The sequence below is a fragment of the Streptomyces violens genome (assembly GCF_000717745.1).
GTDB classification, from domain to species: Bacteria; Actinomycetota; Actinomycetes; order Streptomycetales; family Streptomycetaceae; genus Streptomyces; species Streptomyces violens.
In genome coordinates, this window is record NZ_JOBH01000019.1 from 184,597 (window position 1) to 200,451 (window position 15,855).

The window sequence follows — 15,855 nt, forward strand, 5'->3', positions numbered from 1 at the left end:
GAGGGAGCAGCCGTGGCCGTGATGGACGACAGTGCCGACGCCGGGACGCCGGGGGAGCACCCCGCAGTACCCGCGTCCGTACCCGTTCCGGGCCCGGGCGCTTCGTTCGCCGAGCGGCTGAACTTCCTCTTCGACCGGGTGCGCGCACCGGGGACCAAGGAGTTCAGCAACGCGCACGTGGCACGCACGATCTCCTCGTACGGCGACGACAGCTGCACCGGCGCCTACATCGGCATGTTGCGCAAGGGCGAACGGACCCCGACCATCACCCTCCTGCCGCTCCTCGCGCGCTTCTTCGGCGTGGAGGCCGGCTACTTCGTCGAGGACGAGATCACGCGCAAGGTCGCGGACCAGTTCGAGCTCCTGCGGAAGCTCAGCGAGGCCGGCGTGCGGGAGATCGCCCTCCGTGCGATGGGCCTGTCCGACACGAGCCAGCGCAAGGTCCTGGAGGCCATCGACGCGGTGCGGGAGATGGAAGGGCTGCCCGCCGACCCCGAGAGGGGCTCGCCATGACGGGCCCCAGGGCGTCGATCCTGAGAGGCAGCCGTATGCGGCGCAGCCGTCGTGATCGCGCGGCCGACGAGGTCGAGCGTCGCAGTCGGGCATTCGTGGCAGAGCTGGACCTGCCGCCCGTGGACAGCGTCCTCGACCTGGTGCCGTTCATGGAGAATCGATTCGGCCGCTCGATCCGGCTCATGCCGTTCACTCCGGACCCGGCCGACGCGGACTCCCTGGACGCCTCAGCGCCCTGCGGCATGTGGCTCGCCACGAAGACCACGGACTACGTCTTCTACGACACGGGCATCAGCCGCGCACACGCCGAGATCATCGTCGGCCACGAGTTCGCGCACATGCTCAAGCGGCACCGCGGCAGGACCCCGGCCGGTTCGGGCGACCTCGGCGGACTGATCACCGGTATCGATCCCAGCACCGTTCAGCTCGTCCTGGGCCGGACCCGCTACAACGAACCCGAGGAGTTCGAAGCCGAAATGCTCGGTTCCCTGCTGCAGGAGCACGTGAGCACCTCCCGTACCTCCCGCGCCCGCCGGGACTCCGACCCCATCGCCCGTACGCTGCTGCGCTGACCGAATCAGGCCCCGTGAAAGACATACTCCACCCCCTGTGTCTGGCGATCGCCGGCAGCGGATTCCTCTTCCTGCTGCGCGACCTCGCCAAGAGCCGCCGCGACCGCGCCCTGGTCGCGCTGGCCTTCACGTACGGCTTCTCCGCGATCAGTTACGCCGTCTCCCTCACCTGGGTGTGGGTGCGCATCGACGGCGTCTTCGGCATCACCAACATCTCCGTACCGCTCGCCCAGAGCTGCGTGATCCTCGTCTTCGCGCTCCAGGCCACCGTCCTCGCGTACTGGTCGAAGCCGGCCGCGGAAGCCCGCCGCCGCAGCCGCCTCCTGCTCATCGCGGCCGCCGTGGTCATCGCCGGCATGGCCGTACTGTTCGCCCTGCTCACCCCGGCGACGACCCGCCCCGCAGACTTCGCCACGTACTACGCCCACGACCCGTACTACCAGGCGTACGTGCTGCTGTACTTCGGCATGTACACCGTCGCCGAGCTCTACCTCGCACGGTCCTGCTGGAAGTACGCCCGCACCGCCAGCAACCCCTCGATCACCTGGGGCCTGCGGCTCATCACAGTCGGCGCGATCATCACCCTCGGATACAGCACCATCCGGATCGGCGCGGTCGTCGGGGCCGAGGCCGGCTTCGGCGTCGAGCACCTCGACCCGTTCGCCTGGGCCTGCGGCGACATCGGCGCCACCGCCACCCAGATCGGCTACTTCCTCCCCACGCTGGCCCGCCGCACCGCCGCAGCGCGCGACTGGACGACCGCACACCTCCGCTACCGGCAGCTGCGCCACCTGTGGGCCGCGCTGGACCGGGCGGACCCGGGCATCGCACTGCGCCGCCCGGCCCCGCACCACGATGACCTGCTGCGCGGCCGCAGCGCCCACTTCCCCCTGCTGCGCCGCCGTGTCGAGATCCGCCAGGGCCAGAAGCTGCTGCGCCGCTACCTCGACCCGGCCGCGCGGGGGGAGTCCGAGACCCGGCACCGGGCCGCAGGCCGCACCGGCGCCGACCTCGCCGCCGCCGTCACCGCCGACCAGATCCGCGCCGCCCTCCTCCGGCACCGCGCCAACGACCCCCTCGAAACCCCCGCCGAGTACGCCGACGCGGAGCTGCCCCTCACCACCACCGAAGACGAACTGACGCACCTTCAGCGCGTCGCCTCGTACTTCACCCCTCCCGCCGAGAGCCCCCACGCCGCCACCTCTCACAGCACCACAACTGGAGCCCGTTCGTGATTCTCCGACGCACCCTCCTCGTCGCTGCCACGGCCGTCGCCGCGGCAGCCTCCATGGCCGCACCCGCCGCCGCCCGCGCACGCGCCGGTGCCGCCAAGCCCCCCACGCCCCCCCACACCCCCGGCAAGGCGCTGCACCTGGCCCCCGCCCGCGAACAGCTCGCCGCGCTGCGCGCACGCAAGATCACCAGCCGTGCCCTGCTGGAGCAGTACCTCCAGCACATCGCCGGGACCGACGACCTCAACGCCGTCGTCACCCTCGACGCCGACGCCGCCCGCGCGGCCGCCGACGACGCGGACCGCCACCTGGCCGAGACCGGCAAGCCGCTCGGCCCGCTGCACGGCCTGCCCCTCACCGTGAAGGACGCCCTGGAAACGCGCGGGCTGCGCACCACCAGTGGCTCCCCGGACCTCGCCGACCACGTCCCGGACCAGGACGCCGACGCCGTCGCCCGCCTCCGCGCCGCCGGCGCCGTCCTCGTCGGCAAGACCAACGTCCCGACGATGTGCCAGGACATCCAGACGTCCAACCCCCTCTTCGGCACCACGAAGAACCCGCACGACGACACCAAGACCGCCGGCGGTTCCTCCGGCGGCCCGGCCGCCGCCGTCGCCGCCGGGCTCACCAGCCTCGAAGTCGGCTCGGACCTCGCCGGATCCCTCCGACTGCCGGCCGCATACTGCGGCGTGTATGCACTGCGCCCCAGCTTCGGCATCGTGCCGACCCGCGGCCACATCCCGCGCCCGCCCGGCTGGCTCACCAGCTCCGACATGCTCACCATCGGCCCGATCGCCCGCACGCCCGAGGACCTTGACGTCCTCCTGGACGTGCTCGCCGCACCGGCCCCGGCCGACGCCGCCGCCTGGAAGATCGACCTCCCGGCACCGCAGCACAAGCGCCTCGCCGACTACCGGATCGGCCTCTGGCAGGACGACCCGTACTGCCACGTCGACAAGGACACCCGCGAACTCCTGGACCGGGTCGCCGAGCTCGTACGGTCCGCCGGCGCCACGGTCGACGACTCGGCCCGGCCCATCGACCTCGCCGACAGCGACAAGCTGTTCCAGCGCCTCATGTACGCCACGGCGAGCGCGACCGCCCCCGACGAGGCGTTCGCCGCCGACATCGCGGCCGCCGACAAGACCGCCGCCGACGCCCCGGGCGGCCTCTTCCTGCAGTCGCGGACCATGCGGCACCGGGACTGGCTGCTCGCCAACGAGGAGCGCGAGAAGCTGCGCGGCCGCTGGGCCGACTACTTCGCCGACCACGACGTACTGATCACGCCCGCCGCGCCGACGGCGGCCGTCGACGACCAGACCGACACCCCGGTCCCCGGCCGGTCCATCACCGTCGACGGCGAGAAGCGGCCGTACTTCGACCAGACCGCCTGGCTGAACATGGCCGGCCACGTCAAGCTCCCCGCCGCCGTCATTCCCGCAGGAAAGACCGCCGACGGCCTGCCGCTGGCCATCCAGATCATCGGCCCCTACCTGGCCGACCGCACGGTCCTCGACGTGGCCAAGCACCTCGCCCGGCTGCTGCCCGAGCCCGTCCGCCCGCCCGCGTTCACCGAGTCCACGGCGTTCACCGCGTGAGCGAGCGCCACTGACCCGGGCTCGTCCGGCCTCCACGGGGGTGGGGCAGGACGAGCCCGTACGACAGAGGGCCCCAGGTTCTTGAACCTGGGGCCCTCTGTGCTGCCGCCGACCTCGTACGAGTACGGATACAAGTACCGGTACGGGTACGGGTACGGGTACGGCGCACGGAAGCGGCCCGGATACCGACGGGGGATGCGGCATCCGGGCCAATGATCAGCTTAGCCCCGCAGAGGCGACTTGGGCCAGCCGGGCGGCCGAACGCTCAGCCGCCGAGGGCCCCGGTGGCCGCGCCGACGAGCGGGGACAGCGTGTCGTCCAGCATTTGCCCGTGGACCTTCAGATTCCCGGACGGGTCGGTGAGCATGCTGGTCAGCTCCCACGACGGGTCGCTCAGGTGGTACATCTCGACGTGCTGCCACAGCGCGTCCACCGACTCGCCCACGGGGCTGGTGAGGCTGGACGCGGGCGCCTTCCCGTGGCCCGCGTGCGCGGTCGTCATCGTGGCCGCCGAAGCCGTACCGGCCCCGCCGATGCCCATGACCGCCACCGCGGCCACCAGCGTCCCGACGAAGCGCACCCGGGCTCGGTTATTACGGCGGTAAGCACTCATGAATTACCCCTTCTTCGCAGCGACTTGGGTTGCGAGAAGAACTCCAACACGATTCCGGCCAGGCGTGGTTTCCCGCCGGTTGCCGAGTCAAAAACGGTGACTCACCGTCAATTTCCCATCCGGAACAGGCTGATTTAACGGGCGAGTGACTCATGGGACATGGGTGGGCAATCGCGGAAGCGTCTGGTTTCGGTACCGGTTTCAGCAACCGTTCCATGCCCATGTGCCTGTTCTCAGGAGAGGGACGACGAACGATGACGATGTATCAGGAATCTGTTGCGGAATCCATTGAGGAAGCCGTTGAGGAATCCGTATCCGGCAACACACCCACCGCCTTCCCGATGGACTCCCGGCCCCGGCACGAGCCCACGCACCTCGCTGACCTGCTGCTCCGGGCTGCCGAGCAGCATCCGGGCAACGGGCTGCAATACTGCCTGACGGACGACCCGGCGGAGAGCCGGCTCCAGCCGTACCCCGCGCTGCTGGACGAGGCCCGGCTGATCCTGGCGGGACTGCGCGCCCGTGGCGCGGAGCCCGGCCGTAAGGTCGCGCTGCTGCTGGAGCGGCCGGACGACTTCCTGCCCGCCTTCTGGGCCTGTCTGCTCGGTGGCATGACCGCCTGCCCCCTCGTTCCCCTCCGCAACGACCAGGAGCGGTGGAGCGCCCAGCTCGCGCACGTCAACGCCCTGCTCGACGGTCCGCTGCTGGTCACCACGGCGCGACTGCGCGATGAGCTGCCGGAGGTCCCGGGCCTGGAGGTGGCGGTGCTCAAGGAGCTCACCGCTCACCTGGGTGCCGTCGGACCCGCGGATGTGGAGATGGCCGAGGCCCGGCCCACGGACGTCGCCCTGATGGTGCTCACCTCGGGATCCACCGGCAACTCCAAGGCCGTGCTGCTCACCCACGCCAACCTGCTGGCCTCCATGGCGGCCAAGGCCGACACGCAGGGCCTCACCTCGGCGGACATCACACTCAACTGGATCTCGTACGATCACGTCGCCGCCCTGCTGGAGGCGCACCTGCTGCCGCTGTCGGTCGGCGCGAACCAACTGCAGACCACCCCGGACACGATCCTCGGCGACCCGGTGCGCTTCCTCCGGCTCATCGACGCGCACCGCGTGACCATGACCTTCACGCCCAACTTCCTGCTCGGCCTGATCAACCAGGCGCTGGACCAGCAGCCGGACAGTGTGCCCGACGACCTGTCGCTGGACCTGTCCTCGCTGCACCACATCGTCTCCGGCGGCGAGGCCAACCTCGTCACCACCGGAGTGGCGTTCCTGGACAGGCTCGCCAAGTACGGCCTGGCCCGCGACGTGCTGTGGCCGGCCTTCGGCATGACCGAGACCTGCGCCGGCAGCATCTACAACCGTGAGTTCCCCGAGGGCGACCTGGGCGCGGAGTTCGCCGCGGTCGGCCGCCCGGTGACCGGGCTGACCATCCGGATCACCGCCGAGGACGACGCGGAACGCGTACTGGCCGACGGCGAGATCGGCGAAGTACAGCTGACCGGACCGATGATCACCGGCGGGTACTTCAACAACGCACCGGCCACCAAGGACGCATTCAGCGCCGACGGCTGGTTCCGCACCGGCGACCTGGGGCGCCTCGTCGACGGCAGACTCACCCTCGTCGGGCGCAGCAAGGACAGCATCATCGTCAACGGCGTGAACTACTTCAGCCACGAGCTGGAGGCGCTCCTGGAGGACCTCGACGGAGTACGGAAGTCGTACGTCGCGGCCTTCCCGACCCGCCCCGAGGGCAACGACACGGAGCAGCTCGTCGTGGCCTTCGCGACCACCCTCGCCCCGGACGACGAGGCCGGTCTGCACCGCCTGCTCATCGCGATGCGCAACAGCATCGTCATGGCCTGGGGCTTCCGCCCGGCACTGCTGTTGCCACTGCCCGCTGACGCCTTCCCCAAGACCAGCCTCGGCAAGATCCAGCGTTCCCTCATGCGAAAGCGCCTGGAGGCCGGCGACTACACCACGCAACGCGCTTCCGTCGACGACGTGGTCACCCGCCACCTCGGCGGATACACCGCCCCCGAGGGCGAGACCGAGCAGGCCCTGGCGGAGATCTACGCGGAACTGTTCGACCTGGCGCCCGACACCGTCAGCGCCACCGCGAGCTTCTTCGACCTGGGCGGCACCTCGCTGGACATCCTGCGCATGAAGCGGCTGCTGGGCAGCCGGCTCGGCGCCGTGGACCTGCCGGTCCTCGCCATCCTCACCGCACCGAGCGTCCGCGAGCTGGCCAAACGGCTCACGGTCCGCGAGAACGCCGACCCGGCCGCGTACGACCCGATCGTCCCGCTGCAGACCAGCGGCGACAAGACGCCACTGTTCTGCGTCCACCCGGGCGTCGGCGAGGTGCTCGTCTTCGTCAACCTGGCCAAGTACTTCGTACAGGAGCGCCCCTTCTACGCGCTGCGGGCGCGCGGCTTCAACCCCGGCGAGCGGCCCTTCGAGTCCTTCGACGAGATGGCCCGTACATACGCGGCCGCCATCCGCGAAAAACAGCCGCACGGCCCGTACGCGCTGGCCGGCTACTCCTTCGGCTCGGCGGTGGCCTTCGAGATCGCCAAGATCCTGGAGGCCGAGGGCGAACGGGTCGACTTCCTCGGCAGCTTCAACCTCCCGCCCCACATCAAGTACCGCATGGACGAGCTCGACTACATCGAGACCGCGGTCAACCTGGCGATGTTCCTGGAGCTGGTCTCCAAACAGCAGGCGGCCGAACTGCCCGCCCAGCTGCGGCCGTTCGGCAAGGACGAACAGCTCAAGCACCTGTTCGACATCGCCCCGCCGGAGCGGCTGGCCGAACTGGACCTGGACCTGGCACGGTTCACGGCCTGGGCGGACCTCGCCGACGGCCTGACCGGGCTCGGGCGGACGTACCGGCCCAGCGGGGACGTACGGCGGATGAGCGTCTTCTACGCGATCCCACTGCGCGGCACCAAGGAGGACTGGCTCAACAACGAACTGCGCCGCTGGGACGAGCACACCCGCGAGCAGAACCGCTACCTCGACGTCCCCGGCGAGCACTACACACTCATGGGCCCCCAACACGTCGCCGCTTTCCAGACCATCCTCCGGTCCGAACTCGACCGGTCTCTCGACGGCAAGTGAGCACAGGAGGCTGCTTTGACGCCTGACAATGTTGTGTCGCAAGGCAATGCTGTGTCGCAAGGCAGTGTTGTGTCGCAAGACAAGAAGATTCTGATCACCGGTGGTACCGGCCAGGCGGCCCGCCCGGTCGCCGAGGCCCTCGCCGCCGACAACGAGGTCTGGTGCCTCGGCCGCTTCACCACCCCCGGCGCCGAGGACGAGCTGCGCGCCCGCGGCATCACGACGTACCACTGGGACATGGGCGGCGAGGACACCCTCGACGCGCTGCCCGACGACTTCACCCACGTCATGCACTCCGCGGTGCACCGCGGCTACGACGGCGACTTCGACACCGCCATCGAAATCAACTCGGTCGCCGTCGGACGCCTCATGACCCACTGCCGCAAGGCTGAGGCATTCCTGCACGTGTCGACCGGCGCCTTCTACAAGCGCCAGACGCTCGACCACCAGTACAAGGAGACCGACCCGCTGGACGGCGTGGCCGACTGGCTGCCGACGTACCCCGTCAGCAAGCTCGCCGCGGAGGGCACAGCGCGCGCGTACGCCCGCACACTCGGCGTCCCCACCACCATCGCCCGCCTCAACATCTCCTACGGACCGGCCTCCTACGGCGGCGTGCCCATCATGTACTTCAAGAAGATGCTGGCCGGCGAGCCGATCCCCATCCCGCTCGAAGGCCAGAACTGGGCATCACTGATCCACACCGACGACCTCGTACACCAGGTCCCACTGCTGTGGTCCATCGCGAGCACACCGGCGACCATCGTCAACTGGGGCGGTGACGAGCCGGTCGGCATGACCGACTGCGCCGCGTACATGGCTGAACTCACCGGCGTCGAGGCGAAGTTCGAAGAGTCCGCCGTCACCCGTGAGACGTACGCCTTCGACAGCACCAAGCGGCGGTCCCTGATCGGCGACTGCACCGTCGAATGGCACGACGGCATCCGCCGCACACTGCGGGCACACTTCCCCGACATCGCCCTGAAGGACACAACGGGGGTCTCAACGGAGGTCTCAACGAGGGTCTTGACGTGAACGCCACCGACGCGGAGAACCGGATACACCTGGCAAGCGATGCGGAGAAACGCATCCGAACCGCCTACGACGCATTCCACCGCCGGGACATCGACGCCATCCTGTCCTGCTTCGACCCCGCGATCGTCTGGGTGCACCCCGACGGCATGCGGGAGGTGGGCCTGGGCGGACCCAAGTACGGGCACGACGGCATGCGGGATTTCCTCGCCCGAGTGCCCGCCGTACTGGGCGGAATGGTCCTCGACCCGCACGAATTCCTGGTCGACGGCGACCGGGTAATGGTGCTCGGGGACCGGGAGGTCACCTCCCGCGACGGCCGCAAGGCGACCCTGCGTTTCGTCCACTCCTGGACGCTCGGCGCGGACGGTCTGGCCGTGCACTTCGAGGACTACTTCGACACCGCCGAAATGCTCCGCCTGATCGACCCCGACATTTCTCTCACTATTTCTTTCACTCCACGAGGTGAAACGCTTTGAATTCCCTTATTTCTCCCCTCGCCGCTGACGCGCAGAATCTCCTCTTCAAGGAGGCCCACACCGCACACGCATTCACCGCCGATCCGGTGACCGACGAGCAGGTCACCGCCATCCACGAGCTCATCAAAAACGCCCCGACCTCGCTCAACAGCCAGCCGCTCCGCGCCGTCCTGATCCGCAGCGACGAGGCACGCGCACGACTCGTCGAGCGCATGGCACCCGGCAATCAGCCCAAGGTGCGTCAGGCGCCGCTCGTCGTCGTCCTCGCCGCCGACCTCGATTTCCACGAGACGCTGCCCAAGGTCGCACCGCACGTACCGAACGCCCGCGACCTGTTCGCCGACGAGACCCTGCGGCACGACACGGCCGTGGTCAACGCCGCCCTCCAGATCGCCTACTTCATCGTGGGAGTACGGGCTGCCGGCCTCGCCGTGGGCCCCATGGCGGGCTTCGACGCCAAGGCCGTCACCGAGGAGTTTTTCCCCGACGGCCAACACCGCGCCCTGGTCGTGGCGAACGTCGGCCGCCCGGCCCCGGACGCCTTCCGCCCCCGCGCACCTCGCCTGACGTACGACGAGGTGTTCAGGAGCGTCTGACAACTGCGGTTTCCCCGCCTGTTGTCACCGCTCCGATGTTGTCACCGTGTCTCCGCTCCGGTGTTGTCACCGTGTCACCGCTCCGACAAGCGGAAATCGAACGGTACAGCGCCCGGGTCGACGATGGTGGTTCCACCGTCCGCGGTGAGGGTGGTGCCGTTGACGTAGGAGGAGTGCGGGCCCAGAAGCCACAGCACAACGTCGGCGATTTCGTGGGGCTCGGCGGGACGGCGTTGCGGTACGAGGGCGGTGACCTCGGTGTACGACTCCTCGACGCCGAGCCCCAACGGCCCGCCGAACTCCCGCATCTCCTCGTCCGCCATCTCGGTACGGGTCCAGCCTGGGCACACGGTGTTGGCACGTACTCCACGCGGCCCGAACTCGGCCGCGAGGGTAGCGGTCAGCATGGCGGCACCGGCCTTCGAGGCGGCGTACGCGGACATCCCGCCCGAGGCACGCAACCCGGCTATCGAGCCGACCGTCACGAACGACCCCTTGGAGTCGATGAGATGGGGTAGCGCGGCGCGGGCGAGAAGGAAGACCGATGTCAGATTGGTGCGCAGGGTTGCGTCCCAGTCCTCGTCGGTCAGGTCGAGCACCCCGCCCGGACGCATCACACCCGCGTTGGCGACGACACCGTCGAGGCGGCCGTGATCCCGTACGACGGCGGCCACCAGCTCCTCGACCTGCGCCCGGTCGGTGACGTCCGCGACATACGCCGTGGCCCCACACCCGTCCGCGACCTTGCGCAGCATGTCGCCCCGCCGCCCGCAAACAGCAACACGCGCACCCGAAGCCGCCGCCTGCTCGGCCACGGCAGCCCCGATACCACTGCTGCCACCCGGCACCAGGTGAACGGGGGCGGGGGAGGGGGAGGAGGACGACGAGGGGGCGGGACGTTGCATCAGTGTGTACTCCCTTGCGTGGGCTTGTCTGGGTGGGCTCGGTCGGTGTCGCCTGCGTTCACTGGCTTCTGACGGCTAGTCACTGCCAGTGCGACCGTGGTACCTGGGCGCGTCGAGGGCAGTAGCAGCCGGGCGATGCCGTCCGCATACCGCACCGCGGCATCCGCATCCGGTATACCGTCGACGGTCACCCGGGCACCGTATGGGTACACCGTGGCAGGCAGAGTGATCTCCGTCCATGCCCGCCGCGTCGTCCGATTGGCAGTGAGGGTGAGGCGGTACTCGCCGGTCGTCGGGGTGTACGACTCGCGCCCGGGGACGCCTGCGACGGCGCGCGCGTAGGGGCCGAACACCGGTTCCTTGCCCGGCGCCCGGCGGCCATCGGCACCTCGTACGCAGTAGCCGCCCCCTTCGGGCGCGTCGCAGTCGTACCACATGGCCCACCCCGAAGCGAAGCCCGGCATCGACTCCAGCTGACGACGTATCAGCTCTGCGTTCCCGGGTGTGGTGGCCCGGGGCGGCCCCCACTCGCCGACCAGGACGGGCAGTCGGTGCGCGGCCGGGTAGGCGCCGATGGCCGCCTCGTACTGCTCGATGAACCTTCCATCCGGGTCCCAGTCCTGCCCGGATTCCACGGCCGTGTCGTAGTAGTGCGGGGCGTATCCGATACGGTCGGCGCCGGGGCGCGGGTCGTGGAAGCCGGGCAGGCTGGTCGGTACTCCCTGGCCGACCAGAACGGTCGGTTCCACGAACAGCCACGCGTTGCGGTCGACGGCTCGCACGGCGTCGATGAGGCGTCGGTACATCGCCGGCAGCCGGCCCTGTTCGAGCGCTACCGACGCGGCCAGCTGGTTGGCCGGGTCGGTCGGGTCGCCGGGAACCGGGCCGAAGGGCTCGTTGAACAGGTCGTAGCCCAGTAGCGAGCGGTGTCCGCGCAGCGTTGCGGCGACACGGGCGTAGGCGGCTGCCTGTGCGGCGCGCAGGTCCGGGTCGTCGTACAGGTGGGTGAAGGCGGCCTGGACGGCCGGCTGGAAGTAGTCGGAGAACCAGTCGTCGGGGCTCGGCTCGAAGGGCAGGCCGTCGGTGCGGGTGGCCCAGGCGGGAATGCCGTTGTGCCCGAAGGCCGGGCCGAACACGTCCTGGTGCCAGTCGATGAGTACCAGCACTCCGTACCGGTCGGCCCAGCCCAGCACCCGGTCGAGGTAGCGCAGGTAGGCAGTGTCGTAGCGGCCGCGCTTCGGCTCCACCTTCTCCCACTGGATGTTGAGCCGCATGAGCGTGAAGCCCTCGGCGGCCAGGCGCGCGACGCGGTGCTGCGTGACGGTGTCGGTCTTGCCGAGATTGAGGCCGCGCAGGGTGAGGACGCGGCCGTGCCGGTCGACGAGGCGGGTGCGGCCGTCCGGAGTGGTCACTGTGCCGGACGGCGGGGCGGTGGTGTTGGCTTTGGCATCTTCAGCGTTGGCCGACACCGAAGTCTTCGGCAAGGCCGATGCCGAGGCTCCCGCTGGTGGGACCGATGCCGAAGCCTCCGGTAGAAGGGCCGTGCCGAAGGCGAGGGAGAAGGACAGCAGGGCGAGGACGGCGCGGCTCAGACGCATATGGCCTCCGGTGGGGACGGTCGGCGCGTGGGCCAAGGGCCCGCCGCAACCCGCATCTTGACGTCCGGGAGCCCAGGCGGCAAGGGGACGGTGAGTCAGATGAGCCAGATGAGCTGAAATGGGGTGCGTGTGGGATAGCGCGGGGGTGTCGGCCGTGCCGGACTGTGCCGGGCCGTGCCGGCCAGTGCTGGGCGATGTGGCAGCTATCCAGTCCTGGGCGATGTGACAGCTATTCAGTCTTGGGCGATCCGAGAGTTATCCACAGGAGGCTCCCTCCGCAAAACGGCCAACTCAACTTCCCGCTACCGTCGGTGACATGCACGGAGGATTGCCGTTCATCGGCATCAGCACCATCGTCTACGGCGCGATCGGCCTCATCGCTCTCGCTGCCGCCGGATTCCGCAAACTCGGGGGAGTAGGACATGTACAGCGTCACAGCCATCGTCCCAGCTCATAACGAAGAAGCCGGTCTGCCCGCGACCCTCGCGGCGCTGCGGAGCCAGACCGCTCCACCGGACCGCGTCATCGTCATCGACGACGCCTCGACGGACCGTACGGCGGACGTCGCCGCATCACACGACGTAACTGTCCTGCGCCCGCCCCGCCAACTCGGCAGCAAGGCCAGAGCGCAGAATTACGCACTGCCGCACTGCGATACGGACCTGATCCTCGCGGTCGACGCCGACACGGTCCTCGCGCCGGACTACATCGAGCGCGTCATCCCAGCCTTCGCCGACCCCACGGTCGCCGTGGCCGCCGGCAACGTCCAGACCCGCCACACCCGCACCCTCTGGGAGCGCGGCCGCTCCACGGAATACCTCTTCGGCTTCCACTTCCACCGACCCATCCAGGCCCTCGCGGGCAGCCCCATGGTCTGTTCCGGATGCTGCTCGGTCTTCCGCCGCACCGACCTGATGGACTTCGGCGGCTTTCCCGAACGCACCATCGTCGAGGACATGGACTTCACCTGGTCCCAACAGATCCAGGGCAGACGGGCGCGCTACGTCCCCGACGCCCTGGCTTGGGCGGCCGACCCGGAGACCCTCACCTACCTCCGAAAACAGGTCTGGCGCTGGATGGCCGGCTTCTGCCAGAACGTCCGCCTCCATCTCGGCGCCCTCATCACCCGCAAGCCACTGCTCGCCGTCTGGGTGCTGCTCGCCCTCCTGGAGATCCTCACCGCTCCACTCTGGTGGGCCACGCCCTTCGTAGTGGCCGCGACGACCGATCAATCACTGGGCACATCTCTCGCATGGTGGGCCGGCGCCGAACTCCTCCTGACCACCCCGCCCTTGCTCTACGCCGTCCGCAGACGCCGCCTCCGCCTCGCCAGCGTCCTCATCAACCTCCCCTGCGTCTACGCCACCAAAATCGTCAACCTCATCTACGCCTGGAAGGCCCTCTTCGTAGAACTACTCCTGGTCCCCCTCGGATTCTCTTCAGGCCTGACCATCTACGAAAAGGGCCGCGCCGACACCCCACCCGGCCAGCCAACTCCCGTACTGCCGACCCGATCCGCCCCGAAGCCCTGGCCCGTCATCTGACCTCACCCGAGATACACTGCCCGGCTCCACCCTGACTGGAGGTCATCTGAGTGTTCCCCGCACGGGTGCTTGCCGGTGCTTCGTTGGCTCTGGCGATTCTCGCTCTATCCGGCTGCTCTTCCCCCTGGGGCTGCACCGACACGACGGCGGAGCGCGGTGAGGCCGGTGTCAGGGTGCAGGTCGAGGACACGTCCGGGCGGTCTCTCGGCGTTACCGCCGAGGTCGTTGACTGGCGCCTTGAGCCCCACCCGCAGGTGCCGTCCGAAGGTGACAAGGTCTACTTCCACTACCGCTTTGGCGGCGCCGACGAGATATCCGGCCCTGCAGTGGACGCCTGCGCGGTCGATAGGGAGCGCGTGGCGTTGGGGTGTAAGACGGTCTATTCGTCCGAGGCGTTCGGGCCGGACGGTGACCTCACGGGCGACGACTGGCTCACCGTCGAGCACCCTGAGCAGGTTGCTGGAGTGCTGTTGATCCCCAATGACCAGTCCTACGACAGACGAACCTGCGAGCAGGACAGCAAGGACGGTGGCGGGACGCATCCTCCGGAACCAGCCGGTGTGGGGGACCAACTGTAAGCCGTCATTTCAGTTGGTGAGCCGGCGGTGGCATATGAGGACCGCGGCGATGTCATGGCCCCTCGGCGGGTGGCTTCAGCCGGCCGTGGTGTCCAGGACCGCCCCCGCATCGCGCCTAGCCGGCGGGCGAATGCCGAGCTCTGCCGTCGGGACCTTGAAGGTCTCCCGCAGGCCCCAGGCGCAGAGCGACAGGACGAGTGCCGCTGCCGCGGAGTAGAGACCGACGCCGATCGGGTTGCCGTCGAAGGCGATGAAGAGAGCCGTAGCGGTGGTGGCCGCTGTGCCGCCGCCCAGTGCCGCACCGGTTTGGTACGTAGCGGAAATGGAGGAGTAGCGGGTGGCGCTCGCGAACTGTTCGCCCAGGAAAGCCGGGATGCAGCCCTGGGGAGCGGCCATGAGTACGTTCACCAGTATGTAGGCGACGGTCGCCAGGGCCAGGATGTGCCCGTCCACCATGGGGAAGTAGGCGAAGAAGAACGCACCGTAGACAAGGGTGCCGAGGATGACGACGGGCTTGCGGCCGATCTTGTCAGAGAGGAGGGCCATGACCGGAACGGCGAGGGTGAAGGCGACGGAACCTGCCACCTGCAACAGCAACGACTCGGTGTGGCTGTAGCCGAGTTCCTCGGCGTAGGTCACGGTGAAGATCGTGCCGATGTAGGCCAGGGTGTTGTAGCCGAAGGCCACGCCGATAGCGAGCAGCATCTGGCGCGGGTGCCGCTTGATGGACTCCAGGATCGGCACCCGGGGAGCGTGCTCGGTGCGGCGCTCCTCCCGGGGCATGCGACTGCGGGCCACGACACCCGCCAGGACCAGCAGGCCGCCCAGCCAGAACGGCACGCGCCAGGCCCAGTTCTGTAGCTGGTCCTCCGGCAGCAGGGTGATCAAGGTGAACACGCCAGTTCCGAGGAGGCTGCCGATGCCGATGCCGGCACTCGTGAAGCTGCCCCACAGGCCGCGGCGGTTCTCCGGAGCGTTCTCGATGCCGAAGAGGGAGGCACCGCCCCACTCGCCGCCGGCTGCGAAGCCCTGGACGAGGCGGAGGACGACGAGCATGACCGGCGCGGCGACGCCCACGGTGCGGTAGTCGGGTAGACAGCCGATGAGGAAGGTACTGGCACCCATGATCAGGAGTGTGAGCACGAGCATGGCCTTGCGCCCGATCCGGTCGCCGAAGTGGCCGATGACGATGCCACCGAGGGGGCGGGCGATAAAGCCACTACCGAAGGCGGCGAAGGCCACGAGAGTGCCCAGCGCGGGATCGAAGCTGGGGAAGAAGAGGCTCGGGAAGACAAGCGCGGCGGCGAGGCCATAAATGATGAAGTCGTAGAACTCCAGCGCTGTTCCGAACCCGGAGATGAAAAAGGTACGCGTGGCCGTGGCGACCTGAGCCTTCATGCTCGGTCTGACGGTCTCCGTCATGGCAGGTCCTTCCAGGGACGGGGGAGGGAGGGTGGTGAGGGG

General features: G+C 69.0%; 14 protein-coding genes. 10 read left to right on the forward strand and 4 right to left on the reverse strand.

Translation table 11 applies throughout. The annotated features are described in order from the left end of the window. Positions 1–21: 21 nt before the first annotated feature. Genes IF04_RS36190 through IF04_RS0130700 form a run of 4 tightly spaced genes read left to right on the forward strand, consistent with a single transcriptional unit; the run spans position 22 to position 3,915 of the window. A complete protein-coding gene (locus IF04_RS36190) occupies positions 22–513 on the forward strand; it encodes a Rossmann-fold NAD(P)-binding domain-containing protein (RefSeq protein WP_245654571.1) in 492 nt (163 codons plus the stop codon). Further along, complete coding sequence (locus tag IF04_RS0130690) at positions 510–1,085, forward strand: hypothetical protein (RefSeq protein ID WP_245654567.1); 576 nt, start codon at positions 510–512, stop codon at positions 1,083–1,085. Before IF04_RS36190 ends, IF04_RS0130690 begins: the two co-directional genes overlap by 4 nt. Before the next feature lie 14 nt (positions 1,086–1,099). Next, positions 1,100–2,320 carry an MAB_1171c family putative transporter gene (locus IF04_RS0130695; RefSeq protein WP_030265219.1) on the forward strand — a complete coding sequence of 407 codons (1,221 nt, stop codon included), beginning with the start codon at positions 1,100–1,102 and terminating at the stop codon, positions 2,318–2,320. After that, a complete protein-coding gene (locus IF04_RS0130700; RefSeq protein WP_030265221.1) occupies positions 2,317–3,915 on the forward strand; it encodes an amidase in 1,599 nt (532 codons plus the stop codon). Before IF04_RS0130695 ends, IF04_RS0130700 begins: the two co-directional genes overlap by 4 nt. 265 nt (positions 3,916–4,180) lie before the next feature. Here the strand turns inward: IF04_RS0130700 and IF04_RS0130705 are convergent, their stop codons facing one another. Next, on the reverse strand, positions 4,181–4,528 hold the full coding sequence (locus IF04_RS0130705; protein WP_157847732.1) for a hypothetical protein: 348 nt from the start codon (positions 4,526–4,528) through the stop codon (positions 4,181–4,183). A gap of 341 nt (positions 4,529–4,869) precedes the next feature. Here IF04_RS0130705 and IF04_RS0130710 point away from each other — a divergent pair, with 341 nt between their 5' ends. The 4 genes from IF04_RS0130710 to IF04_RS0130725 all read left to right on the forward strand — a co-directional run bounded on the left by IF04_RS0130710 (position 4,870) and on the right by IF04_RS0130725 (position 9,766). Continuing rightward, the gene (locus IF04_RS0130710) at positions 4,870–7,659 is read left to right on the forward strand and encodes a non-ribosomal peptide synthetase (protein WP_030265228.1); all 2,790 of its coding nucleotides are present in this window, start codon (positions 4,870–4,872) and stop codon (positions 7,657–7,659) included. A gap of 69 nt (positions 7,660–7,728) precedes the next feature. Beyond that, entirely contained in the window at positions 7,729–8,694 is a 966-nt protein-coding gene (locus IF04_RS0130715) for an NAD-dependent epimerase/dehydratase family protein (protein ID WP_211259876.1), read from the forward strand. Beyond that, positions 8,691–9,170: a nuclear transport factor 2 family protein gene (locus IF04_RS0130720; protein WP_245654568.1), complete on the forward strand. Its 480-nt coding sequence runs from the start codon at positions 8,691–8,693 to the stop codon at positions 9,168–9,170. The genes IF04_RS0130715 and IF04_RS0130720 overlap by 4 nt, the downstream gene beginning before the upstream one ends. Beyond that, complete coding sequence (locus tag IF04_RS0130725) at positions 9,167–9,766, forward strand: malonic semialdehyde reductase (protein ID WP_030265237.1); 600 nt, start codon at positions 9,167–9,169, stop codon at positions 9,764–9,766. The genes IF04_RS0130720 and IF04_RS0130725 overlap by 4 nt, the downstream gene beginning before the upstream one ends. 74 nt (positions 9,767–9,840) lie before the next feature. On the opposite strand, the gene IF04_RS0130730 is transcribed toward IF04_RS0130725, so the two are convergent. After that, the gene (locus IF04_RS0130730) at positions 9,841–10,671 is read right to left on the reverse strand and encodes an SDR family NAD(P)-dependent oxidoreductase (protein WP_051831697.1); all 831 of its coding nucleotides are present in this window, start codon (positions 10,669–10,671) and stop codon (positions 9,841–9,843) included. Continuing rightward, on the reverse strand, positions 10,671–12,140 hold the full coding sequence (locus IF04_RS0130735) for a cellulase family glycosylhydrolase (RefSeq protein WP_245654569.1): 1,470 nt from the start codon (positions 12,138–12,140) through the stop codon (positions 10,671–10,673). The genes IF04_RS0130730 and IF04_RS0130735 overlap by 1 nt, the downstream gene beginning before the upstream one ends. Before the next feature lie 551 nt (positions 12,141–12,691). Here IF04_RS0130735 and IF04_RS0130740 point away from each other — a divergent pair. Both IF04_RS0130740 and IF04_RS0130745 read left to right on the forward strand, forming a co-directional pair. Beyond that, entirely contained in the window at positions 12,692–13,813 is a 1,122-nt protein-coding gene (locus tag IF04_RS0130740) for a glycosyltransferase family 2 protein (RefSeq protein WP_051831698.1), read from the forward strand. Positions 13,814–13,863: 50 nt separating this feature from the next. Beyond that, entirely contained in the window at positions 13,864–14,391 is a 528-nt protein-coding gene (locus tag IF04_RS0130745; RefSeq protein WP_030265251.1) for a hypothetical protein, read from the forward strand. 75 nt (positions 14,392–14,466) lie between these two features. Here the strand turns inward: IF04_RS0130745 and IF04_RS0130750 are convergent, their stop codons facing one another. After that, a complete protein-coding gene (locus IF04_RS0130750; RefSeq protein ID WP_051831699.1) occupies positions 14,467–15,813 on the reverse strand; it encodes an MFS transporter in 1,347 nt (448 codons plus the stop codon). Between the last annotated feature and the right edge of the window lie 42 nt (positions 15,814–15,855).

Excerpts from the sequence above, each read along its gene's own strand:
- IF04_RS36190 (WP_245654571.1), top strand. The coding sequence starts at position 22 with ATGGACGACAGTGCCGACGCCGGGACGCCGGGGGAGCACCCCGCAGTA.
- IF04_RS0130690 (WP_245654567.1), top strand. The coding sequence starts at position 510 with ATGACGGGCCCCAGGGCGTCGATCCTGAGAGGCAGCCGTATGCGGCGC.
- IF04_RS0130705 (WP_157847732.1), bottom strand. The coding sequence starts at position 4,528 with ATGAGTGCTTACCGCCGTAATAACCGAGCCCGGGTGCGCTTCGTCGGG.
- IF04_RS0130710 (WP_030265228.1), top strand. The coding sequence starts at position 4,870 with ATGGACTCCCGGCCCCGGCACGAGCCCACGCACCTCGCTGACCTGCTG.
- IF04_RS0130730 (WP_051831697.1), bottom strand. The coding sequence starts at position 10,671 with ATGCAACGTCCCGCCCCCTCGTCGTCCTCCTCCCCCTCCCCCGCCCCC.
- IF04_RS0130740 (WP_051831698.1), top strand. The coding sequence starts at position 12,692 with ATGTACAGCGTCACAGCCATCGTCCCAGCTCATAACGAAGAAGCCGGT.
- IF04_RS0130750 (WP_051831699.1), bottom strand. The coding sequence starts at position 15,813 with ATGACGGAGACCGTCAGACCGAGCATGAAGGCTCAGGTCGCCACGGCC.